The sequence below is a fragment of the Bradyrhizobium sp. USDA 4503 genome (assembly GCF_054055815.1).
Map to the genome: position 1 here is coordinate 1338031 of NZ_JBSRXS010000001.1, position 23638 is coordinate 1361668.

19 protein-coding genes are annotated in these 23638 nt (G+C 65.3%); 10 read left to right on the forward strand and 9 right to left on the reverse strand.

Annotation, left to right across the window (positions count from 1 at the left end):
* Positions 1–167: 167 nt before the first annotated feature.
* Entirely contained in the window at positions 168–779 is a 612-nt protein-coding gene (locus ACVMIH_RS06455) for a hypothetical protein (protein WP_057018479.1), read from the reverse strand.
* Between the two features lie 245 nt (positions 780–1024).
* Here ACVMIH_RS06455 and ACVMIH_RS06460 point away from each other — a divergent pair, with 245 nt between their 5' ends.
* Positions 1025–2653 (forward strand): glycoside hydrolase family 17 protein, encoded by a 1629-nt coding sequence (locus ACVMIH_RS06460; RefSeq protein WP_168856347.1) that lies wholly within the window; start codon positions 1025–1027, stop codon positions 2651–2653.
* Here ACVMIH_RS06460 and ACVMIH_RS06465 read toward each other — a convergent pair.
* Together ACVMIH_RS06465 and ACVMIH_RS06470 are read right to left on the reverse strand one after the other, a co-directional pair.
* Entirely contained in the window at positions 2613–2993 is a 381-nt protein-coding gene (locus ACVMIH_RS06465) for a hypothetical protein (protein ID WP_016844836.1), read from the reverse strand. The genes ACVMIH_RS06460 and ACVMIH_RS06465 overlap by 41 nt on opposite strands.
* A 94-nt stretch (positions 2994–3087) precedes the next feature.
* On the reverse strand, positions 3088–4458 hold the full coding sequence (locus ACVMIH_RS06470) for a hypothetical protein (RefSeq protein WP_456856134.1): 1371 nt from the start codon (positions 4456–4458) through the stop codon (positions 3088–3090).
* Between the two features lie 183 nt (positions 4459–4641).
* On the opposite strand from ACVMIH_RS06470, the gene glmU reads away from it, so the two are divergent.
* Complete coding sequence (gene glmU / locus ACVMIH_RS06475; protein WP_456860999.1) at positions 4642–6000, forward strand: bifunctional UDP-N-acetylglucosamine diphosphorylase/glucosamine-1-phosphate N-acetyltransferase GlmU; 1359 nt, start codon at positions 4642–4644, stop codon at positions 5998–6000.
* Between the two features lie 255 nt (positions 6001–6255).
* Here the strand turns inward: glmU and ACVMIH_RS06480 are convergent, their stop codons facing one another.
* The 3 genes from ACVMIH_RS06480 to ACVMIH_RS06490 all read right to left on the reverse strand — a co-directional run bounded on the left by ACVMIH_RS06480 (position 6256) and on the right by ACVMIH_RS06490 (position 9205).
* The gene (locus ACVMIH_RS06480) at positions 6256–7839 is read right to left on the reverse strand and encodes a solute symporter family protein (protein WP_229190581.1); all 1584 of its coding nucleotides are present in this window, start codon (positions 7837–7839) and stop codon (positions 6256–6258) included.
* 12 nt (positions 7840–7851) lie between these two features.
* On the reverse strand, positions 7852–8178 hold the full coding sequence (locus ACVMIH_RS06485) for a DUF485 domain-containing protein (RefSeq protein WP_082653885.1): 327 nt from the start codon (positions 8176–8178) through the stop codon (positions 7852–7854).
* Between the two features lie 76 nt (positions 8179–8254).
* Positions 8255–9205 carry a LysR family transcriptional regulator gene (locus tag ACVMIH_RS06490; RefSeq protein WP_076828910.1) on the reverse strand — a complete coding sequence of 317 codons (951 nt, stop codon included), beginning with the start codon at positions 9203–9205 and terminating at the stop codon, positions 8255–8257.
* A gap of 175 nt (positions 9206–9380) precedes the next feature.
* On the opposite strand from ACVMIH_RS06490, the gene ACVMIH_RS06495 reads away from it, so the two are divergent.
* Complete coding sequence (locus ACVMIH_RS06495) at positions 9381–10424, forward strand: carbon-nitrogen hydrolase family protein (RefSeq protein ID WP_253590278.1); 1044 nt, start codon at positions 9381–9383, stop codon at positions 10422–10424.
* A gap of 225 nt (positions 10425–10649) precedes the next feature.
* On the opposite strand, the gene ACVMIH_RS06500 is transcribed toward ACVMIH_RS06495, so the two are convergent.
* On the reverse strand, positions 10650–11966 hold the full coding sequence (locus tag ACVMIH_RS06500; protein ID WP_456861001.1) for an ISNCY family transposase: 1317 nt from the start codon (positions 11964–11966) through the stop codon (positions 10650–10652).
* A 208-nt stretch (positions 11967–12174) separates the two neighbouring features.
* Here ACVMIH_RS06500 and ACVMIH_RS06505 point away from each other — a divergent pair, with 208 nt between their 5' ends.
* The 5 genes from ACVMIH_RS06505 (at position 12175) to ACVMIH_RS06525 (ending at position 16907) form a co-directional block, all read left to right on the forward strand.
* Positions 12175–12969, forward strand: coding sequence for an adenylate/guanylate cyclase domain-containing protein (locus tag ACVMIH_RS06505; RefSeq protein WP_057018716.1), 795 nt, complete (start codon positions 12175–12177; stop codon positions 12967–12969).
* Positions 12970–13104: 135 nt separating this feature from the next.
* Positions 13105–13380, forward strand: coding sequence for a hypothetical protein (locus ACVMIH_RS06510; RefSeq protein WP_057018715.1), 276 nt, complete (start codon positions 13105–13107; stop codon positions 13378–13380).
* On the forward strand, positions 13377–14024 hold the full coding sequence (locus tag ACVMIH_RS06515; protein WP_456861003.1) for a hypothetical protein: 648 nt from the start codon (positions 13377–13379) through the stop codon (positions 14022–14024). Before ACVMIH_RS06510 ends, ACVMIH_RS06515 begins: the two co-directional genes overlap by 4 nt.
* Positions 14025–14199: 175 nt before the next feature.
* Positions 14200–16026, forward strand: coding sequence for a glutamine--fructose-6-phosphate transaminase (isomerizing) (gene glmS, locus ACVMIH_RS06520; RefSeq protein ID WP_057018713.1), 1827 nt, complete (start codon positions 14200–14202; stop codon positions 16024–16026).
* 95 nt (positions 16027–16121) lie between these two features.
* Positions 16122–16907 carry a DUF502 domain-containing protein gene (locus tag ACVMIH_RS06525; RefSeq protein WP_253590276.1) on the forward strand — a complete coding sequence of 262 codons (786 nt, stop codon included), beginning with the start codon at positions 16122–16124 and terminating at the stop codon, positions 16905–16907.
* A 123-nt stretch (positions 16908–17030) separates the two neighbouring features.
* Here the strand turns inward: ACVMIH_RS06525 and ACVMIH_RS06530 are convergent, their stop codons facing one another.
* Positions 17031–17318 (reverse strand): GIY-YIG nuclease family protein, encoded by a 288-nt coding sequence (locus ACVMIH_RS06530; protein WP_253590275.1) that lies wholly within the window; start codon positions 17316–17318, stop codon positions 17031–17033.
* 146 nt (positions 17319–17464) lie between these two features.
* A complete protein-coding gene (gene recG / locus ACVMIH_RS06535; RefSeq protein ID WP_057018712.1) occupies positions 17465–19573 on the reverse strand; it encodes an ATP-dependent DNA helicase RecG in 2109 nt (702 codons plus the stop codon).
* A gap of 250 nt (positions 19574–19823) precedes the next feature.
* Between recG and ACVMIH_RS06540 the strand changes: the two genes are divergently transcribed.
* Positions 19824–20114 carry an FAD assembly factor SdhE gene (locus ACVMIH_RS06540; protein ID WP_076828908.1) on the forward strand — a complete coding sequence of 97 codons (291 nt, stop codon included), beginning with the start codon at positions 19824–19826 and terminating at the stop codon, positions 20112–20114.
* Positions 20111–23629 (forward strand): transcription-repair coupling factor, encoded by a 3519-nt coding sequence (gene mfd / locus ACVMIH_RS06545; RefSeq protein WP_456861005.1) that lies wholly within the window; start codon positions 20111–20113, stop codon positions 23627–23629. The genes ACVMIH_RS06540 and mfd overlap by 4 nt, the downstream gene beginning before the upstream one ends.
* Positions 23630–23638: the final 9 nt, after the last annotated feature.

Here is a 23638-nt window from a genome sequence, read left to right on the forward strand (position 1 = left end):
ATTGAGGACTAAGCGAACCCGTCCCCTGGGTTCGACCAACACGACAGCGGAGGGAAAGATATCTCCGCCATCCGATTTAACAACTGGTGTGCCGCGATGGCGTTTTAAGGGCGCAAGCCGTTCCAGCCGCGAAAAAATCGCGGCCGGACCCCGGTCACGGGATATGGCTATTTCGACGCCGGCGCAGGTGACGCCGACGGGGTCGGTGCAGGCGAGGGCGAGGCTGCCGGTGCCGGTGCGGCGGTGCCGGCCGTCGCCGGCGCCGGGGTGGGAGCAGCGGCGGCGGCCGCGGCCTGGGGCTGCGCGCCCGGATTGATCCAGCAGGCGTGGATGCGGCCGTCGAGGCTGCCGCGGACCTTGTCGTCGATCTGGGCGCCGAACCGGGTCAGGCAGCGGAACGCCGCCTGGACGTGGCCGCCGGGGCAGCCGAACCGGTCGTAGAGGTCGAGATGGCGGAACGCGGTATCGAGGTCGTCGTTCCACATCAAGCGGACGACGCGGCGGCCGAGCCAGACGCATTCCGGGTTGCCGGCCGGGCCGTTGATGGCCTGCTGGGCCTCGACGAACTCCTCGACCTTGCGCTGGTTGGCTTCCCGTGCGGCATTTGCGTTGGCGTCGGGCTGTCCAGGCTGCTGTTTCGCCTGATCCGGCGGATTCGGCGTGCCGCTCTGGGCGAACGCGCCGCCGGCCCCAATGAGGAGCGCAAGGCCCGTGACAAGGCCCGTTACGGCAAGATGGCGCAAAGTAGTGTTCTTCAACTCAAGCAGCCGTCGACGCATGTATTCCCCGATAATGTTCCTGCCCCCGCGGGATCATCCTAACGGCTCGCGTGATGCCGTCCAAATAGGTCTCCAGTGCGGCGGAGACTCTGGCGAAATCTGATGACTGGAATTTGGTATTTTGTCCAGCAAACTCACAACTTTATCGACCCAGCGCAAAACTGTCGCAGGACAACCATGGTATTGACCTAATCCCGCTCTTGGCAGATGGGCTGTGACCGGCTAATTCGACGGTCCCCCGGAGGATGGAACCGATTTCGCTTCGTACGCCGCTGGCGCTTCTCCTGATCTCGCTCGCCGTGATTGCATCCGTGTGGTGGTGGCTCGCCACGCCGATTACGCTCGTGCGCGCGCCGATCGATCCCGCTGCAAAGCTGCAATGCGTGTCCTATACGCCGTTCCGCGGCGCGCAGACGCCGCTGGATCCCACCACGCAGATTCCAGTCGAGCAGATCGAGCAGGATCTGACCGATCTCGCCAAGGTCACCGACTGCGTGCGCACCTATTCGATCGAGAACGGCCTCGACCAGGTCCCCGGCGTTGCGGCCAAGGTCGGGCTGAAGGTGATGCAAGGCATCTGGCTCAGCAGCAACCGCTTCAAGAATTTGCAGCAGATCGCGATCGCGGTGCGGCTCGCCAAGGAGTATCCCGGCGTCGTCACCTCGCTGATCGTCGGCAACGAGGTGCTGCTGCGCGGCGAGATGACCGCCACCGATCTTGCCGGCAACATCCGCGCAGTGAAGGCGGCGGCGGGCAATCTTCCCGTCACCTATGCCGACGTCTGGGAATACTGGGTGAAGAACCGCGAGATTTATGACGCGGTCGATTTCGTCACCATTCACATCCTGCCGTATTGGGAGGACATCCCGGTCAAGGCGAAGTACGCCGCGGCGCATGTCGACGATATCCGCAAGCGGATGGCGGTGACATTCCCGGGCAAGGAGATCCTGATCGGCGAGACCGGCTGGCCGAGCCAGGGGCGGATGCGGGAGGGCGCATTGCCGTCGCGCACCAACCAGGCGCGGGTGGTGTCCGAGATCCTCGACCTCGCCAAGCGCGAGGGCTTTCGGGTCAACCTGATCGAGGCCTACGACCAGCCCTGGAAGCGCAAGCTCGAGGGCACCGTCGGCGGCAATTGGGGCCTGTTCGATTCGGTCAAGCGGCAGGTGAAATATCCGCCCGGCGTTGCTATCACGAACTATCCGGACTGGAAGCTGCAGATGGCGGGCGGCATGGCGCTGTCCGTCGCCACATTCCTCGCGGCCTGGCTGACGCTGCGCCGCCGGCCCTGGACGCCGCGGCCGTCGGCCTGGATCGCGGTCGCCATTTCGGCGACGACGGCGGGGGCGCTGCTCGGGATTGCCGGCGACAAGATGTATTACGAGAGCTACGGCGTCGGCGGCTGGCTGCATTGGGGCGTGCTGCTCGCAGCGGGCATTGCCGCGCCGCTGCTGACGGCGCACGCGCTGATCGCCGGGCGGTCGCTGCCGACCTTCCTGGAACTGGTCGGGCCGCGCGACTATCGCGGCAAGGGCGTGATCGGCGCGGCGCTGGCGATTGTGCTGATCATCACCACGGTGATTGCTGCCGAAACCGCGCTCGGCTTTACCTTCGATCCGCGCTACCGCGATTTCCCGTATGCCTCGCTGACCATGGCGGTGGTGCCATTCGCGCTCCTGACCATGCTCAACCGTCCGAAGGAAGGCATCCGGCCGCTCGCGGAATCCGTATTCGCCGGCCTGCTGGTGATCGCCGCCGGCTACACGATCTACAACGAGGGCACGATCAACTGGCAGTCGGACTGGACCTGCGTGATGTACCTCTTGCTCGCCGCTACGCTGTGGCGGGCGCGGGCCGCGCAAAACCCAGGATGAACAGCCCGATCGCGAGCCCCGACAGCACGACATTGTAGAGCACGATCCCGAGCCCCGCAGCGATCAAGCCGACAGTGAGCAGCACGATCGACGGCCGCGTCAGGTTGAGCACCGCGATTACCAGCGCGGTGATCCCGAACACCGAGTTCTTGAACAGTACGGTCGACAGCGCGCGAGCCTTGCAGAGCATGGTCTGCGCGCCGGCGTCGCAGGCCAGCGCAACGGGAGAGAACTCGATTGCCAGATAGCGCACGTAGAGCGCGTAGCCGACGGTGACGAAGCCCACGACCATCAGGAACTGGACCTGATAGGGGGAGAGGCGGAACGGAGGTTTTGTCATCGCGGCACTATGGTCGGGATCGGGTTGCGGGACAAGTTCGGTCGGAGCATCGAAATCGGTTGAAAATCCGGCCACAATCCCTTGGCTCACATGATTATTGGCTGTTCCGCCGGAATATCGAGGAGATCGTGGTCGGCTCCGGCTTCTTGTCCTCGGCGACCGGCTGCTGCTGCTGCGGCGGCGGCGCGACGGCGCGCTTCGGCACGGCCCGGCGATGCGACGGCGCCGGCTTGGCTCCGGCGGCCGGCTCGATGAGGGCCAGTCGCTGGCCGTCATAGATCGCCGTCTCGCAGGTCCGCTGCACCAGGTTGAGGCCCGCGCAGATCCTGGCTGCGGTGCCGGCGTCGTTCAGCGGTCCGGCCACCAGGCGCAACTGCATGCCGAGCCCGTTGCTGTTCTCCTTGATCACGATGATCGGCCGCAGCGCCGCCAGCGGCGCGTTGGCCTTCGACTTCAACAGGCCGCGCCACAGCGCGCGCAGTCCATTGACCGAATTGGCCGTGCCGAGATCGACGCCGAACTCGGTGCGGTGGATCTGTGCCTGCGGCGCATCGTCCTCGGCGTCCGGATCCGCTGTGATCACCAGCGGAGGGATCGGTGCGGCGGTGACATCGCTGGCGGTCGGCGGCCTGACCGTTTCGGTTGCCTTGTTCGCTGCGGGATCGAGCGATGCCAGGACCGGCTTGTCGGCAAGCGACTTGTCCGCGACCGGCGCCGGCGCAGCGGGTGCATCCTCGGCGCCGGCCGCGGCGGCGCTCATTGGACTTGCGATCGATGCGGCCGTGGCGGAATTCGGCGGCGAATTGTCGGAGGCTGGCGGCTTCTCCGCGGCGGCCTGCGGCTTGGCGGGCGCGGACGCCGGTTTCTTGTCGGCCGTTGCCGGCTTTTCGGCCGCCGCAACCGGCTTCTCGATCGGCCCAGTCGCCTTGCTGTCGCCGGCTGTGGGCAGCTTGTCGATCGCCGCCGGCTTGTCCAATGCGACCGTCGGCATCGTTGCGACGGCGGCAACGGTGGGCGCGGAGGCGGCGGGCGACGAACTGGCGGTTGCGGGGGAGGTACCGGGCGCTGCCAAGGGCGATGGTGCCGGCGGCTGCCTGACGATCGCGCCGGTCACGGAGTCGAGGCCCTGCTCCAGCGTGGTGACGCGCGAATACAGCCGATCGCGGTCGCCGTTGAGCGTATCGATCGCAGACGCCAGCCGGCGCGTCTCGTTGTGGCTCTCCTTCGCCAGCGTCTGCAACTGCTGGGCCTGTCGCGCGAGGTCCGCTGCGGCAACTTGGTCGCGCCGCAGCGTCAACGCCGACTGGTTGGCCATCACCGCGACGGTGACGGCGCCGACCGCGGCAACGCCCCACGAGCCGAGCCGCCACAGCATGCGGCGATCCAGAGCATCCTCCTCGGCCAAAAAGCCGGTGGTGCTCTCGGTGTCGAATTCCGCCGCCAGATTGTCGCGATCTTTGGCCAAAGCCCGCTTGGCCCTCCTCAAGGCCCGCCGAATCACGAGGCAAAGATTAACAGGAAATGGACCGGGAACTTGAATCCGGAGCGCCACGGAGGCGAATCGGTTTCTTCTGCCGGGGAAAACAATTAAAGACGGCCTCGAAGACAGCTTTGCGCAGCGAACTGCGCGCGACATCGAGGATTGCGAATGACTGCGCGAACGAGCCTGACAGTGGTGCTTGCGGCCGGTGAGGGCACGCGGATGCGCTCGTCGCTGCCGAAGGTGCTGCACCCCGTGGCCGGGCAGCCGCTGCTGGCGCATGTGCTCAACGCCGCGGCCTCCGGCGAGGGGTCGCAGCTGGCGGTCGTGATCGGCCCGGACCACGAGGCGGTCGCCAACGAGGTGCGTCGGGTGCGGCCCGACGCACAGACCTTCGTGCAGCGCGAGCGGCTCGGCACCGCGCATGCGGTGCTGGCGGCGCGCGAGGCGATCGCCCGCAGCGCCGACGACCTCCTGATCGCATTCGGCGACACGCCGCTGATCTCGGCCGAGACCTTCGCCCGTATGCGCGCACCGCTGCGCGACGGCGCGGCGCTTGCGGTGCTCGGCTTCCATGCCGCCGACCCGACCGGCTACGGCCGCCTGGTGGTCGAGAACGGCAGGCTGGTCGCGATCCGCGAGCAGGCCGATGCAAGTGCCGAAGAGCGCAAGATCACGCTGTGCAATGCCGGCGTGATGGCGTTCGACGGCAAGAAGGCGCTCGCGATCATCGAGAAGATCGGCAATGCCAATGCCAAGGGCGAATATTATCTGACCGATGCCGTCGGCATTGTCAGGGAACTCGGACTGGAGGCCGTCGTGATCGAGACCAGCGAAGACGAAGTGCGCGGCATCAACACCAAGGCGCAGCTCGCCGAGGCCGAGGCCGTGATGCAGGCGCGGCTGCGCAACCAGGCGCTCGAGGCCGGCGTGACCCTGATCGCACCGGAGACCGTCTATCTCGCCGCCGACACCAAATTCGGCAAGGACGTCACGATCGAGCCGTTCGTTGTGATCGGAGCGGGCGTCTCGATCGACGACGGCGCCGTGATCCATTCCTTCTCGCACATCACGCAAGCCACGATCGGCAAGAAGGTGGAACTCGGACCCTACGCGCGGCTGCGGCCCGGCACCTCGCTCGGCGATGGCGTGAAGATCGGCAATTTCGTCGAGACGAAGGGTTCGAGGCTGGAGGCCGGCGTCAAGGTCAACCATCTCTCCTATGTCGGCGACGCCCATGTCGGTGCCAATTCCAACCTCGGCGCCGGCACCATCACCTGCAACTATGACGGCTTCCTCAAGCACAAGACGCTGATCGGCGAGGGCGCCTTCATCGGCACCAATACGTCGCTGGTCGCGCCGGTCACGATCGGCAAGGGCGCCTATATCGGTTCGGGCTCCGTGATCACCAAGGATGTTCCCGACGATGCGATGGCGCTCGAGCGCAGCGAGCAGTCCATCCGCGAAGGCGGCGCCGCGCGCTACCGAACGGCGAAGCTGAAGGAGAAGGCTGCGAAGGGGAAGTGATCTTCGCGACATATTTGCGAGCCTGTCTCGACCATAAAATGTCATCCCGGCGAAAGCCGGGATCCATATTCCGCGGCGGAAGTTGGGGACAGGACTCGTCGTTCCAGCATCGTGAAGCAATGACCGTCGGTGGTTATGGGTCCCGGCTTTCGCCGGGACGACACTGTATGTGTTGCGCGATCTGTGAGTCACATATGCGCATCGGGTGACGGGGTTCGCAACGGGCTGATCGCAACGTCGATCGGTTGACCCGGTTCATGCCGCATTCTTCGCCTGGCGCGGCTCGTCGGTGTTCGGCTCTACCGGTCCGAGCAGGATGCGCCGCTGCATCTCGTCGAAGGCGAGGTTTGCGTTCTTCTCCCGTGTCACCAGCGACAGCAGGATCGCGACCGCAAAGGATAGCGGCATGCTGATGATCGCGGGATTGCGCAGCGACACGAACCACCATTGATGCTCGACCGCGGCGAGCGGCTTGCCGAGAATGTCGACCTGGATGGTCGGGGACAGATAGATCAGCACCAGCGAGCTCAGTGTGCCGACGAGGATGCTCGCCACGGCAGCAGGCGTCGTGAAGCGGCGCCAGGTGATGGCGAGCACGAGCGAAGGGAAGTTGGCGGCGCAGGCGATCGAGAACGCAAGTCCCGCCATGAACGCGACGTTCTGGCCTTCGAACGCGATGCCCAGGCCGATGGCGAGGATGGAAATCAGAACCGTCGCGACCCGCGCGACCTTGAGCTGCTCGGCTTCCGAAGCGGTGCCGCTCCTGATCACATTGGTCCAGACGTCGTGGCAGAGCGTGGCGACGCCCGACAGCGTCAGCCCCGCGACGACGGCAAGCATGGTCGCGAACGCGACCGCGCAGATGAAGCCGAAGAACGCGTTGCCGCCGACGGTGAGTGCGAGAAGGGGCGCTGCCATGTTGCCGCCGCCGCCGGCCTTGGCCACCGCCTCGGCGCCGACCAGCACCATGGCGCCGAAGCCGATGATGAAGACCATGAGATGAAAGACGCCGATCAGGCCGGTGGCATAGAGGATCGACAGCCGTGCGGCTTTGGAATCCTTCACCGTGTAGGCCCGCATCAGCACATGCGGCATCGCGGCGGTTCCGAACATCAGGCCGAGCCCGAGCGAGATGGCATCCCATTGACCCGAGACCACCTTCGATCCCGGCTGCAGCACCTTGGTGCCGTATTTCTCGGATGCCGCGGCGAACAGCTTCAGCGGGTTCATGTCGAAATGGGTCAATACGAGGAGGGCGAGCAGGATGCCGCCGCCCATCAGCAGCACAGCCTTGACCACCTGCACCCAGGTCGTCGCCAACATGCCGCCGAACAGCACATAGACCAGCATGACGCTGCCGACGACGACGACCGACCAGGTGTAGGGCAGGCCGAACAGCAGCTTGATCAGCGATCCCGTCGCGACCATCTGGGCGATCAGGTAGAACAGGATCACGGCAAGTGTACCGATGGCGCCGGCGAGGCGCACCGGGCGCTGGCGCAGGCGATAAGCCACGACGTCGGCGAAGGTGAAACGGCCGACATTGCGCAATGGTTCGACGATCAGGAACAGAATGATCGGCCAGCCGACCAGCCACCCGATCGAATAGATCATGCCGTCGAAGCCGTTCGAGGTGACGATGCCGGCAATCCCGAGCAGGGCCGCGGCGCTCAGGAAGTCTCCCGCGAGTGCCCAGCCGTTCTGCCACGGCGTGACCTGGCCGCCGGCGGCAAAGAAGTGCTCGGTGGTGCGCGTGCGCCGCGCAGCCCAATAGGTGATCGCCAGCGTCAACGCCATGAAGGCGAAGAAGAACCCGATCGAAAGCGTGCTGCTGCCCATTTGCCTGTCCCCTTAGCGAAGCTCGCGAACGCCTGCGTCGAACACCCGGTTCGCCCACAGCACGTAGACCAGGCAGAGCACGAAGGAAGAGATGATGACGAGCGGGCCGAGCACAATGCAAAGCGACAGGCCGGGCATCAGAATGGTGCCGAGCAGCGGCTTGTCGAACGCGAAAAGCCCCATGAAGCCGAAATAGATCACGATCATCGCAACGCTCAGAACGAGCGCGACTGTCAGCCGCTTCTTGGCCAGTTTCTTGGCCAGCTTCTCGGCCTGCTTCTTGGCCAATGCGCCGCCGTTCGGCGCCGGATCGGCATTGCCGGGAATAACCACGTTCATATCGGCCCCTCAAAACTTCAGCGCGCTCTGCTTGCGCCAATCGGACGAGCTTCAGCCGGGGGCTGACGGAAGGGAATTATGGATTTTTGCAATCTGCTGTGCGCGGCTGCGGCACGACATCGGCCAGCGTGACCTGCATGTCGGGATCCTGCTTCAGGGTATTTTTCAGGAAGGCGCGGACGGCGCGGATGCGCGGGGCGAATTGCAGGTCGCTGTGGACGTTGAGCCAGACCTCGCGAACGGTGCCGGCGAGAGCGGGCAGCACCGGTATCAGGTCGGGCCGGTCCCTTGTGGCAAAGCTCGGCAGCATCACGATGCCGAGGCCGCCCGCCGCGGCGTTCATCTGCGCGATCATGCTGTTGGAGTGGAAGGCGATTTTCGGCTCTTCGATGACATCGGCGAGCCAGCGCACCGAGTCGACCTGGATCAGGTCCTCGATATAGGACACGAACCAATGATCCTGCAGGTCGCGCAGGCTTGCGGGCATCCCGTGGTGGTCGAGATAGTCCTGGCTCGCGAATAGCCCGAGCCGAAACTTGCCGATGCGCTCCGAGATCAGGCCCGGACCGGGCGGCCGGAAGAAGGACACGAACAGATCGGCCTCGCGCTTATGAACGTAGACCGTCTGGGCGGACGTGACGAGTTCGACGGTGAGCTGTGGCGCGGTGCGTCGCAGCTTGGCAAAGCGTTGCGCCAGATAAAGCGAGGCGATCCCCTCCATGGTGGCGAGCCGCACGGTCCCGACGAGCTCCTGGGTGTCGCTGGCGCTGGCCTCCTCGCGGATCGCGATCACCGCGCTCTCGACCCGCTCGGCATGGCGCAACAGTCGCTCGCCGACTTCGTTGAGCTTGAGCCCGGTGCGGTGGCGTTCGAACACCGCAACCCCGAGCGAAGCTTCCATCTGGGCGATGCGCCGGCTGACGGTGGAATGGTCGAGCCGCAGCCGCTTTGCCGTTTGGCTCAAATTCCCGGCGCGGGCGGCGCAGAGAAACACCCGCAGATCGTCCCAGTTGATCGTGTCGAACATCACCGGCCTCCAGGTTGCGGCCGTTGAAATTGCGGCCCTTGTCAGCAAAGCAATTCCCGTTCCAGCGCGTGGCGGTTCCGATCCTTCGCAACCGACCTTGCGACAATTCCCATGCACGCCGGCAAGCCAGGGATGATACCGCTTCGCTCCCCTAGTCCTAGCCGGGATTTTCGACATGCTTCCTCGTTTCAAGGCTGCTGCCGTCCACGCCGCGCCCGTCTTCCTCGACAGCTGGGCGACCACCGAAAAGGCGATCGCCATCATTCGCGAGGCGGCCAGAGCCGGCGCCGAGCTGATCGCGTTTCCCGAAACCTATATTCCCGCCTTTCCGGTCTGGGCTGCGCTGTGGCCTCCAATCGACAACCACGATCTGTTCGTGCGCATGGCGGAGCAATCCGTGCTGGCGGACGGACCGGAAGTGGCGCGGCTCTGCGCCGAGGCGCGCGCCCTCGGCGTCACGGTCTCGATCGGCATCAGCGAGCGCTCGGCCGTCAGCGTCGGGGGGCTGTGGAACTCGAACCTGCTGATCGGCGAGACCGGAGAAATTCTCATCCATCACCGCAAGCTGGTTCCGACCTTCTATGAGAAGCTAGTGTGGTCGTCAGGGGATGGTGCGGGCCTCAAGGTCGCGGAGACGCGGCAGGGCCGGATCGGCGGGTTGATTTGCGGCGAGAATACCAACCCATTGGCCCGCTTCGCGCTGATGGCGCAGGGCGAGCAGGTGCACATTTCGAGCTGGCCGCCGATGTGGCCCACCCGGCGCCCGGCAGGCGGCGGCAATTTCGACAACGTGGCCGCCAACCGCATCCGGGCCAGCGCCCATTGCTTCGAAGCCAAGGTATTCGGGATCGTCACCGCCGGCTACATGGACCAGGCGTTGCGCGCCTTCCTCATTGAACGCGATCGAACGATCGCCGACGTGATCGACCAGACACCACGTGCGGCGAGCTTCTTCGTCGATCCGACCGGCAGCGTCTTCGGCGATGGATTGCAGGACGAGGAGGGGATCGCCTACGCGGAGATCGATCTCAATCGCTGCGTCGAGCCGAAACAGTTTCACGACGTGGTCGGTTACTACAACCGCTTCGACATCTTCGGCGTGACGGTCGACCGCAGCCGGTTGACCCCGGCTCGATTCCGCGATCCAGAGCAGCCGATAGCGGACGTGCAAGACGCGGCAATTCTGTCGGTCGATGCCGACGCCGCATCGAATGGGTAGGGCCGCGACCTCCGGAGCTGACGAAGCCTTGGTGCTGCCTCACACGATCCTTCGTCCGCGTGCGGGACCCGACGCGGACATCGCGGTCCGGCATTCTCGATAGTCCGCAAACCTGCAACGTGTCCGTAGCGGGTGAAGATGTCGTGTTTTTGTAGCTCGTGATCTGTCGCCTTCGTTTCTGATTTGCAGGGGAGCCGGAAGGCGGGGACGGCTTTCCCTGATTGATCATGCCACGGCTGTTGTGGCGGTTTTAGCCCTGTGGGTGAGTTTCTTTGTTCGACTTGAAGCCCGTTTCTCCGTCCCGACCCGCGCTTTCTCGACGGCGGCGCGCGCAGGAGCGGTCAAGGACGCGCGCTTGCGCGCCCGCCAGGGCTTGTCCTTGACGGCTCCGAGCACGCCGCCAGGCTGAGGCGCGTCGGGGCTGATCTGCTGTCCGTCAGGCGCAAACCTCGCCAATCGATGCGGTCCGAGGAACACGCTGACGGTGCCATCGGGATACTCATGGAGGCGCACCACAGCCTTGACGAAGTGAGGCCTGAGCCGGCTCTGCGGCAGCTGCAGCCGCCGACCGTTCCATGCAACGGTATTGTCGTTGGCGACGGTTCGCTCCTCGATCACGCACAGCGCCTCGCGCCAGGCCTCATGCCGATCGGCCACGAATGCCGTGCCTTCCTGTTCGGGCTTGATCGCAAACGCGGCGTTGTGCCCGGGGATGTAATGCGCCTTCAGCCACGCGTTGGCAGCCTCAACCGTCGTGATCCCGGCAAGCCGCAGCTCCTTCGGCAGCCGATCCTGCAAGGTGCCGAACACCCGCTCGGAACGCCCGCGCGCCTGCGGCGAATAGGCTGCGATATGCTCGATCCCAAGATGCGACAAAGCCCGTCCCACCTGGGTTTGTTGCGTCTTCGAGACCTTCTCGCCAGCTTTTGGGGTCAGGAAATAATGGCTGCCGCGGTCGGTGTAGAGCGCGCAGAACAGGCCATGCTCGCCAATCACTTCGCGCAAGGCCTGGAAGGTCGAGGCCGTTCCTTCTTCCTCGACCAGCACCATCGAGTAGACCTCGCTGGTCGCATCGTCCATCGTGACGATCAGGTCCCTCGCGGGCAGGCCTTCGATCCAAACGTGGCGCGATCCGTCCTGGTGCAGCAGCATGCCCCGAAGCGGCCGCCGCGGCCGCTTCTTGCGGTGCGCCGAACGCTTCGGAGCCTTCAGCACCAGCCCCGCCGCGTGCAGCGCCAGCTTCGTCACCGTATAGCCCAGCACATAGTCGTGCCGCTTTTGCATCTGCTCGTGGAAGTGCTTCACCGTGAAGTCCGCGTACTTGTCCCGGTACAGCGCCAGCATCCGTTCCAGCGCCTCCTCCGGCGCCCGCCGTGGCGAACGACGCCCCAGCCGGCGGTCGACAAGCCCGTCGTCGCCCTCCGCCTCATAGCGCTCCGCCCAGCGTTGAAACGTCCGAACACTGATCCCAAGAACCTCCGAAGCTGCCTCCTGCGTCAGTTCCTTCGCCTCCGTCCGATCCAGCAAATCTGAAAACCGCATCCGTCGTACACCCTCGTGAATGGATGCCGTGCCCATCGTGCCCCCCTTGTTCCGGAGCACCGAAAACACGACACTTCACGAGCTACAAACAGGCGACAGATCACGAGCTACTGACACCGCAAACCTGCAACGTTGCCAACGCGGGAATGTATGGCTACGCTTTACCCTGGGTAGGCTGCCAAACGTTCCTTCGATCGGCCGGACGCTCATGCCAAAATTCCTTCGCATCGGAGTCCATCAGTCGAACGTTTCCGGATACACGTCGAAGGCATGGTGCATTCGACGGGCCGGCTCAACGGTTTTCCTGAAATGGGGCGCCGTGCAGGTTGATGGCGCGGGCGACAGGCGAAAGGTCCACTGGACGTTTCCACCGCAGGAAAAAACCATTCGCTGCCGCACGGTGCAGCGCGCCCAGGACTACACCAAGGCCGCCATCGCGCGGCGACGCAGCCATCGCTACGAACCGCTGGCTGGGAATATCGCGAACCGGCGGCGAACGACCGACCGGGACTCGCAGCTCAAGCAGGCGCTCGCCACGATCCTCTATGTCGATATCGTCCGATCCACCGAAAAGGCCGCGCGGCTCGGCGACACGCGCTGGGCGACGGTGATGAACCACTACTATGTCGCTGTGCGCAGGGAGCTGAAGGCCTTGCGGGGGAAGGAAGTCGTGACGACGGGCGACGGGTTGCTGGCGACGTTCCGCGCGCCGGCAGCCGGGATCCGTTGCGCGACCGCGATCCGCGAGTCCGTGCGCACGCTGGGGCTGGAGATCAGGGTCGGACTGCACGCGGGCGAATACAAGGTGAGTGGCGCGGAGGTGATCGGGCTTGCGTTTCACATCGGCGCGCGCGTCGCGGCGAAAGCGCGGGCCGGCGAAGTGCTGGTCTCGAGCGCGGTCAAGGACCTGATGTCAAAGTCCGAAATCCGCTTCAAGGACCGCGGCGCGCACCAGCTCAAAGGCGTGCCGGAGCGATGGCGGCTCTACCGGGTGGAGCATTAGGGCGTCCCGGGAGCGTCGACTACCGCCAGCGTCGGCTGGCCTCGCCGAAAGGCGTTAATGACATATTGATGCGGTTAACGACGTTTGCCGTCTGCGGTTTCATCGCTCTTAGGAGGCGACAAGGCAAAACACGGCATGCGCAAACATGCCGCGACCGTTCTGATTGGAGTCTTTTGCAGCCTGGTGACGTACTTCAGCGCCGCACGACTCTACCAATGGGCCGAGACCGGACAGTTGGCGGTGCTGTCCCGGAAGACACACGACCAACCTGAGTTCGTTTCCTGGGGCGACGATCGGCCCAGCTTCGTGCTGCTGTTCGCGCTCTATCTGTTTTTCCTCAAGAACGGACTGCTCGGCATGCTGGTTACGTGCCGCGAGGTCTGGCTGCGTGGCCGGGGATGGGAACCGTGAGCGCGCGGCTGATCGCTGGATTGATCAAGGTGCTGCTCGGAGGTCTTCTCACGGCCGGTCCGCCGCTCGTGTCGGTCGCGCGCGGCGACGAAACTGCGAGCATCAATGCACGACGCGAGGCGCTTCGCGAATGGAGCAGCCTTGCCAATGGACGCACGGACTTTGAAATTTCCGATCCGGCCTTGGTGCCAAGGATGCTCGCGCTTGCGGCCGAGCAATCCGGCTGCAAATACAGTGATGACATCGAAAAGTTGCCGGTTCGCTTCATGAAAGTGGCCGGGCACCGTCTCGCGCTGATGTTCTGTCGGCTTTCCGTGACCGGATCGCATCGCGCGTTCGATCTTTCCGACGTCAGCAGACCAAAGCCGATGGAATTTCCGTACGTCGCGCTGAACGGCTTCGGTACGACGGACACTCCGGGTTTCATCACATGGAGGGAGGAGGCCGGCTTGTTTCAGGCCGAAACCGGATCGGACCTGTGTCCCAGCCCACACCTGCGGCATGTCTATCGGCTAGACGTGACCAATCGCGAAAGCTTTGTCGTGGTTCGCATCGAGGTCAGCGCGCCTGCGTGCGGCGCGGGTCAGGAATGGACCACGATCTGGGAGGCGAAACCGTGGCCCGCGCCGGCGGATCCGCGCTGACGCGCTCTTGCCAAAATGGTTAGCCCCGATTAACCAGCCTTTCGCATCAACCTTGCCGTTTAAGACTGTCGCAATCGGCAATAATTATTGAGTATCTTGCGGCCGGCGATTCCCGTTAAGGGACCGTGTCGCCGCTTTGGCAAATTTTCGGCGATTTTTGGGGACATTGAACCGCATGTGCGGCATCGTCGGCATTCTTGGACGCGCTCCGGTCGCGGAGCAATTGGTGGATTCGCTCAAGCGGCTCGAATATCGCGGCTATGATTCCGCGGGTGTCGCCACGCTGGAGAATGGCGGCCTGGCGCGGCGCCGTGCCGAGGGCAAGCTGAAGAATCTCGAGGCCCGGCTTGAGGCCAAGCCGCTCGGCGGCCATACCGGCATCGGCCACACCCGCTGGGCCACGCACGGACGGCCGACCGAGAACAACGCGCATCCGCACGCCACCGAACGCGTCGCCGTGGTGCATAACGGCATCATCGAGAATTTCCGCGAGCTGCGCGAGGAGCTCGAGGCCAAGGGTGCGGCGTTCTCGACCGAGACCGACACCGAGGTCGTGGTGCATCTGGTCGACAATTTGCTCAAGGGCGGCGTCAAGCCGATCGAGGCGGTGAGGGCGGTGCTGTCGCAGCTGCGCGGCGCGTTCGCGCTCGGCTTCATCTTCGCCGGCGAGGATGACCTGATGATCGGCGCCCGCAACGGCCCGCCGCTCGCGGTCGGCCATGGCGAAGGCGAGATGTTTCTCGGGTCCGACGCGATCGCGCTCGGGCCGTTCACCGATACGATCAGCTATCTCGAGGACGGCGATTGGGTGGTGCTGAATCGCAAGGGCGCCACGATCTTCGACAAGGACAACGCCATCGTCCACCGCGAGGCGATCAAGCACACGACGGCAACGGCGCTGGTCGACAAGGCGAACTACCGCCACTTCATGGCGAAGGAGATCCACGAGCAGCCCGAAGTGGTCGGGCACACGCTGGCGCGCTATGTCGACATGGCGACCGAGCGCGTCACCATGCCGGTGAAGCTGCCGTTCGACTTCAAGGATATCCAGCGCGTCTCGGTCACCGCCTGCGGCACCGCGAGCTATGCCGGCTTCGTCGCGAAATACTGGCTGGAGCGGCTGGCGCGGCTACCGGTCGAGCTCGATGTCGCCTCCGAATTCCGCTACCGCGAGGCACCGCTGCGCAAGGGCGATCTTGCGATCTTCATCTCGCAATCGGGCGAGACCGCCGACACGCTGGCGGCGCTGCGCTACGCCAAGGCGCAGGGTGCGCACACGCTCTCGGTCGTCAACGTGCCGACCTCGACGATCGCGCGCGAGAGCGAGACCGTGCTGCAGACGCTCGCCGGTCCCGAGATCGGGGTGGCTTCGACCAAGGCGTTCACCTGCCAGCTGATGGTGCTGGCCTCGCTCGCGGTCGCCGCCGGCAAGGCGCGCGGCGAGCTGTCCGATGCCGACGAGGCCAAGCTGGTGCATGGCCTGGTCGAGATCCCGCGCCTGATGTCGGAAGCGCTGACCACCGAAGTGCAGATCGAGAAGCTGGCGCGCGAGATCTCGAAGTCGCGCGACGTGCTCTATCTCGGCCGCGGCACCAGCTATCCACTGGCGCTGGAGGGCGCGCTAAAGCTGAAGGAAATCTCCTACATCCATGCCGAGGGCTACGCCGCCGGCGAGCTCAAGCACGGGCCGATCGCGCTGATCGACGAGCACATGCCGGTTGTGGTGATCGCGCCCTACGACAAGGTGTTCGAGAAGACCGTCTCCAACATGCAGGAGGTCGCCGCCCGCGGCGGCAAGATCATCCTGATGACCGACGCCAAGGGCGCGGCGGAGGCGACCATCCAGTCGCTGGTGACGATCGTGATGCCGGACATGGGGGCGACCTTCGCGCCGATGGTCTACGCCGTTCCGGTGCAGCTGCTCGCCTATCATACCGCTGTCGTGATGGGCACCGATGTCGACCAGCCGCGGAATCTGGCCAAATCGGTCACGGTCGAATAGTCGCAAGCCGCGGCTTCACGCGGCCCTTCAAAAATGCGACAGAATGGCTTAGCTGGGTGGTGGACTACGGCCGCTTCGACGACCCTGGAACCGCAATGACCTCCAACCAAGTGCCTCCCGCCTCGACCGGTGAATTGCCCCCGGATGCCCCGCGCGGGCTGATGGCGCGGTTTCGCAACTATTTCCTGACCGGCCTGGTGGTGGCCGGACCGGTTGCGATCACCCTGTATCTGACCTGGTGGTTCGTGAACTGGGTCGACAATCTGGTCCGGCCGTTCGTGCCCACGGCCTACCGGCCGGAAACCTATCTGCCGTTCGGGCTGCCGGGTTCCGGCCTGATCGTCGCGGTCATCGCGCTGACGCTGCTCGGCTTCCTCACCGCCAATCTGATCGGGCGAACCCTGGTCGATCTCGGCGAACGGCTGCTTGGCCGCATCCCTGCGGTGCGCGCGATCTATCGTGGCCTCAAGCAGGTGTTCGAAACGCTGTTCTCCGGCAACGGCTCGAGCTTTCGCCGCGTCGGCCTCGTCGAGTTTCCCTCGCCCGGCATGTGGTCGATCGTGCTGATCTCGCAGGCGCCGAGCGCCGAACTTGCCGCTAGCCTGCCCGGAGCGGAAGAGCACATCTCGGTGTTCCTGCCGTGCGCGCCGAACCCGACCACCGGCTTCTTCTTCTACGTGCCGAAGAGCAAGATCATCGAGATCGAAATGAGCACCGAGGATGCCGCGACGCTGATCATGTCCGCCGGCGTGGTGCAGCCCGGCGGCACCGCCGATCAGAAGCGCGCCGCGGCGCTCGCCGGCATGGCCAATGCTGCGCGCATTGCGAGCCAGGCTTCGCTGCAGCCGGCAACTCAGCCCTCGCCGGCGAAGGTGGAGTAGCTCCCGTCTATCCCCGTCATTGCGAGGAGCGAAGCGACGAAGCAATCCATGATTCCACATATGCGGACCGATGGATTGCTTCGCTACGCTCGCAATGACGGCGGGAAGGGGCGATGAGCACACCTAGATCAGCGTCTCGTAGAGGTCGTTCCAATCTGGATTCAGCGCCTCGATCAGCGCAATCTTCTTCGCGCGGCTGCCGGCCTTGATCTGCTTCTCTCGAGTGATCGCATTGTACATGGTTTCGTGCAATTCGTACCAGACCAGAATCTTGCAGCCATATTTGGCCGAGAAGCCCTTCACCAATCCCTCGCGATGCTCAAACGCACGCTTGGGCGGATTTGCGGTAACGCCCGTGTAAACGGTGCCGTGACGCTTGTTGGCGAAGATGTAGACGCATGGTTGTTTCATGATGTCCCCCAGCCGCAAGTATATACCGTCATTGCGAGGAGCGGAGCGACGAAGCAATCCACGCTTCCGCATATGCGGAACGATGGATTGCTTCGCTGCGCTCGCAATGACGCTGGGTAGAGCGCTCGCAATGACGGGGCTGGCCGCTACCCCGCGCCGATCAGCGGCACGGCTTCGTCGCGTTCGTAGAGGTAGAGCAGGACGCGCAGCGCTTCGCCGCGTTCGCCCTTCAGCTTCGGGTTGTCCTTCATGATCCGCAGCGCCTCGTCGCGGGCCTGGGTGATGAGCTGGCCGTGCACTTCGGAGCGCGCGATGCGGTAGCCGGGCAGGCCGCTCTGGCGGATGCCGAGCACATCGCCTTCGCCGCGCAGCTTCAGATCCTCCTCGGCGATCCGGAATCCATCCGTCGTCTCGCGGATCACTTTCAACCGCGCCTTCGACATCTCGCCGAGCGGCTCCTTGTAGAGCAGCAGGCAGGTCGAGGCCTCCGAGCCGCGGCCAATGCGCCCGCGCAATTGATGCAGCTGCGCAAGCCCGAAACGTTCGGCGTTCTCGATCACCATGATGGTCGCCGCGGGCACGTCGACGCCGACCTCGACCACCGTGGTCGCGACCAGGAGGCCGATCTCGTGCGCGGCGAATTGCGTCATCACGCGGTCCTTCTCGGTGCCCTTCATCTGGCCGTGCACGAGACCGACGCGATCGCCGAACCGCTTCTGCAGGCTCTCGAAACGTTCGGTCGCGTTGGTGAGATGCTCGGTGCCCTCGGCCTCGGATTCATCGACCAGCGGGCAGATCCAGTAGACCAGCTTGCCGGCGCCGAGCGCGCGGCCGACGCCGTCCATGACGTCCTCGATCCGGCTCATCGGCACCGCGCGGGTGTCGATCGGCTGGCGGCCGGCGGGCTTTTCGCGCAGCTCCGAGACGTCCATGTCGCCAAAGTATGTGAGCACCAGCGTGCGCGGGATCGGGGTGGCGCTCAGCACCAGCACGTCGACGGCCTCGCCCTTGGAGGTCAGCGCGAGCCGTTCGCGGACGCCGAAGCGATGCTGCTCGTCGACCACGGCAAGCGCCAGCGCCTTGTAGATCACGTCGTCCTGGATCAGTGCGTGGGTGCCGACCAACAGATCGATCTCGCCGGCCTCGAGCTGTGCCAGCAGCTCGCGGCGCTCTTTGCCTTTCTCGCGGCCGGTGAGGATCGCAACCCGTAGGCCAGCGCTCTCGGCGAGCGGTGCGATGGTCTTGATGTGCTGGCGCGCCAGGATTTCGGTCGGCGCCATCAGCGCGGCCTGCCTGCCGGCTTCCGCAACCGCGGCGGCGGCCAGCAGCGCCACCACGGTTTTGCCGGAACCGACATCGCCCTGCACGAGGCGCAGCATCCGCACCGGCTGCTGCAGGTCCGCGATGATTGCCGCGACCGCCTCTTGCTGCGACCTGGTCAGCGCATAGGGCAGGGCATCGATGATCTTCCGGCGCAGATGACCATCGCCGGCGTTGCGCACACCGCTGGGGCGTCGCAGCGTGGCGCGGATCAGGGCGAGCGCGAGCTGGCCGGCCAGCAGCTCGTCGAATGCGAGACGTGACCAGAACGGACCGTCGGGCAGGATATCGGTCAGCTCGACCGGCACATGCACGCGGGTCAGCGCCTCCCTGATCGGCGGGAAGTTGCAGCGGCGCAGCACCTCGGGGCTGATCCACTCCGGCAGCTCGGGCAGCCTGGTCAGCGCCTGCGCGATGGCGCGGCGGAGCGAGCCGATCGCAAGCCCCTCGGTCAGCGGATAGACCGGATCGATGCCGGACAGTTTTGCAAAGCCCGCTTCATCGACGACGCGATCGGGATGCACGATCTGCGGGATGCCGTCATACATCGCCAGCGTGCCGGAGACGTAGCGCTTCTCGCCGACCGGCAGCAGCTTCTCGACATAGCCGGGCTGGGCACGGAAGAAGGTCAGCACGACGTCGCCGGTGTCGTCGCTGGCATAGACAAGGTAGGGCGCGCGCGAATTGCGCGGCGGCGGCGGGCGATGGCGGTCGACGGTGACCTCGAGCGTCACCATGGTTCCGACCGCGGCGTCGCGGATCTTCGGCCGGGCGCGGCGGTCGATCACGCTCGCCGGCAGATGCAGCAGCAGGTCAACCAGCCGCGGCGTCTCGCTGCGGTCGAGCAGATAGCGCAGCAGCTTGTCCTGCTTCGGGCCGACCCCTTGCAGGGTCGTGACCTGGGCAAACAGCGGATTGAGCAGGGCTGGGCGCATCGACGAATCCAAGACCGTTTCACACCGTCATGCCCGGCCTTGTGCCGGGCATCCACGTCTTTTTTTGGAGCTGATGTCGGCCGGTCCCGTCTACGCCAAGGCTTCGACGGGCGCGCAAGCCCGGCAATGACGGCATGCGCCCAGGGAAACCCCAAAACGCGGCGAATGAGGGCTGACATCGGCCATCGCCATGGCTATATCAAGCCCGCCCGGCACGTCCGGGCTTTTGGCGTTGGATGGATTTTGGGACATGACGGGATCGACACGATCGAGCAGCGGGCTCGATGACCGCCGCAAGCGGCTTTTGTTTCGCTGCTGGCACCGCGGCACCCGGGAGATGGACCTGATCCTCGGCCGCTTCGCCGACGCGACCATTGGCGAGCTGTCCGATCACGAGCTCAGCGAGCTCGAGCATTTGATCGAGGTCCCGGATCCCGACCTCTATGCGGCGCTGACCGGCGACAAGGTGCTGCCGTCCGAATATGCCACCGCGCTGTTTGCCCGCATCAAGGCGTTCCGGGTCGCGGATCCCAGCGCATGAAACAGCCGATGAAATCACCGGCCGCGATGCTCGCGCCCGGCCGGGTGCTGACCATCGCCAACGTCGCCGAGGGCGCCGAAGGGCTCGTCATCTCCGACCTGGCGCGCGCGATCGCGGCGCAGCCGAAGCGGCCGGCGGTCAGCCTTGCCGTGGTGTGCCGTGACGGCACGCGGATGCAGCAGCTCGCCCGCGCGCTGGAGTTCTTTGCGCCCGATATCGCCGTGATGCAGGTTCCGGCCTGGGACTGCCAGCCCTACGACCGCGTCTCGCCGCATTCCGGCATTTTGGCGCAACGGCTCACCGCTTTGGCCAAGTTGTCGCGGCTGGTCGGCAGCGACAAGCCGCTGATTGTGCTCACCACGGTGAATGCGGCCGTGCAGCGGGTCCCGGCGCGCGATCAGGTCGCAGCGCAAGCGCTGTCGGTTGCGCCCGGCAATGTGGTGCCGATGGATTCGGTCGTGGCCTGGCTCGAGCACAATGGCTACACCCGCTCGTCCACGGTGCGCGAGCCCGGCGAATATGCCGTGCGCGGCGGCATCCTCGATCTGTTTCCGGCCGGCCTCGACCAGCCGGTGCGCTTCGACTTCTTCGGCGACAGCCTGGAATCGATCCGCACCTTCGATGCCGAGACCCAGCGCACGCTACTCGACATGCGCGGGCTCGATCTCGTGCCGGTGTCGGAATTCCAGCTCACCACCGAAACCATCCGGCGTTTCCGCATGGGCTATGTCGCCGCGTTCGGCGCGCCGGGGCGCGACGATCAGCTCTATGAAGCCGTTTCCGAGGGACGGCGTCACCCCGGCATGGAGCATTGGCTGCCGCTGTTCCAGGAGCGGATGGACACGCTGTTCGATTATCTCGACGGGGCGACGGTTGCGATCGAGCCGCAGGGCGAGGACGCAGCGCGCGAACGCTTCTCGCAGATCGTTGACTACTATGACGCACGGCGCGAGGCGCTGGAGCATCCGGGCAGCGGCGCGGTCTATAAGCCGCTGCCGCCGGACCAGCTCTATCTGACCGAGGCCGAATGGACCAAGCTGCTCGGCGATGCGCCGCTGGCGCGGCTGACGCCGTTCGCGGTGCCCGAAGGCACGCCCGACGTGTTCGACGCCGGCGCGCGGCAGGGCCGCAACTTCGCCCCCGAACGCGCCGACAGCAATGTCAACGTGTTCGAGGCCGTGGTCGGCCATGTCGGCGCGCTGCAGTCACAGCGCAAGAAGGTGGTGATCGCGTTGTGGAGCGAGGGCTCGCGCGACCGCATGGGCGCGATGCTGCGCGACCACAAGCTCCTGAACACGACCAGCGTCAACACCTGGCGGATCGTGCAGGCGACGCCGCGCAACGAAACCATGCTGGCGGTGCTCGGCATGGAATCCGGCTTCGAGACCGACGAGTTCGCCGTCATCAGCGAGCAGGACATTCTCGGCGACCGCCTGGTGCGGCCGCGCAAGGCGAGCCGCAAGCTCGACAATTTCATCTCGGAGGTGACGAGCCTTGCGACCGGCGATCTCGTGGTCCATGTCGAGCACGGCATCGGCCGCTTCGTCGGGCTGCAGACGCTCGAAGTCTCCGGCGCACCGCATGACTGTCTCGAACTGCATTATGCCGCCGAGACTAAACTGTTCCTGCCGGTCGAGAACATCGAGCTGTTGTCGCGCTACGGCTCCGACAGCGCCAATGTCGAGCTCGATCGTCTCGGCGGCGGCGGCTGGCAGGCGCGCAAGGCCAAGTTGAAGAACCGGATCCGCGAGATCGCGGGCGAGTTGATCAAGATCGCGGCCGAGCGGCAGCTGCACGAGGCGCCGAAATTCCCGCTGCAGCCGCACGTCTATGACGAGTTCTGCGCGCGCTTCCCGTATGAGGAGACCGAGGATCAGTTAGGGGCCATCACCTCGACCTTGAAGGACCTCGAGATCGGCCGTCCGATGGACCGGCTGATTTGTGGCGACGTCGGCTTCGGCAAGACCGAGGTGGCGCTGCGCGCGGCGTTCGCCGTGGCGCTGGAGGGCAGGCAGGTCGCGGTGGTGGTGCCGACCACGCTGCTGGCGCGTCAGCACTCGCGGACTTTCACCGAGCGCTTCAAAGGTTTCCCGGTCAATGTGGCGCAGGCGTCGCGGCTGGTGTTGACCAAGGAGCTCAACCAGGTCAAGAAGGGGCTCACCGACGGCAGCGTCGACATCGTCGTCGGCACCCACGCGCTGCTCGGCAAGGCGATCAAGTTCAAGGATCTGGGCCTCCTGATCGTCGACGAGGAGCAGCACTTCGGCGTCAGCCACAAGGAGCGGCTGAAGCAGTTGCGCGCCCAGGTCCACGTGCTGACGCTGTCGGCAACCCCGATCCCGCGCACGCTGCAACTGGCGCTGACCGGCGTCCGGGAGCTCTCGATCATTGCGTCGCCGCCGGTCGATCGTCTTGCGGTGCGCACCTTCGTCGCGCCGCATGATCCCCTGATGATCCGCGAGGCGCTGCTGCGCGAACGCTACCGTGGCGGGCAGGCGTTCTACGTCGTGCCGCGGATCGAAGATCTCGCCGGCGTCAAGGATTTCCTCGACAAGAACGTGCCGGAGATGAAGGTCGCCGTCGCCCACGGCCAGATGCCGCCGACCGTGATCGAGGACATCATGTCCGCGTTCTACGACGGCAAGTACGACATCCTGCTGTCGACCACGATCGTCGAGTCCGGCCTCGACATTCCGAACGCCAATACGCTGATCGTGCACCGCGCCGACATGTTCGGCCTCGCCCAGCTTTACCAGCTGCGCGGCCGTGTCGGCCGGTCCAAGCTGCGCGCCTATGCGCTGTTCACGCTGCCGGCACAGCAGAAGATCACGGCGCAGGCGGAGCGGCGGCTCAAGGTGCTGCAGTCGCTGGAGACGCTGGGGGCCGGCTTCCAGCTCGCCTCGCACGACCTCGACATCCGCGGCGCCGGCAATCTGCTCGGCGAAGAGCAATCCGGCCACATCAAGGAAGTCGGCTTCGAGCTGTACCAGTCGATGCTGGAGGAGGCGATCGTCAACCTCAAGGCCGGCGTCGCCGAGCCGGCCGCCGACCGCTGGTCGCCGCAGATCACGATCGGCATGCCGGTCCTGATCCCCGAGGACTATGTCAACGACCTCAGCGTGCGGCTGTCGCTGTATCGCCGGCTCGCCGATCTCGACACCGACGAGGACATCGACGCCTTCGCCGCCGAAATGCGCGACCGCTTCGGCGTGCTGCCGGACGAGGTGCGCTATCTGTTCAAGGTCGCGGCGATCAAGGCCTATTGCCGAAGGGCCAATGTCGGGAAGGTCGACGCCGGCCCGAAGGGCGCCGTGATCGCATTCCGCGACAACAGCTTTGCGCATCCGGAGCGACTGGTGGGCTTCATCCGCCAGCACGGCCAGGCCGCCAAGGTGCGGCCCGACATGAAGGTGGTGTTCTTCCAGGAGTGGGATACGCCGGAAGAGCGGCTCGCCGGCACCACCGAGATCCTGCGCCAGCTCGCCAATCTCGCCGAGAGCAAGAAGGCGGCTTGACACGCGGTG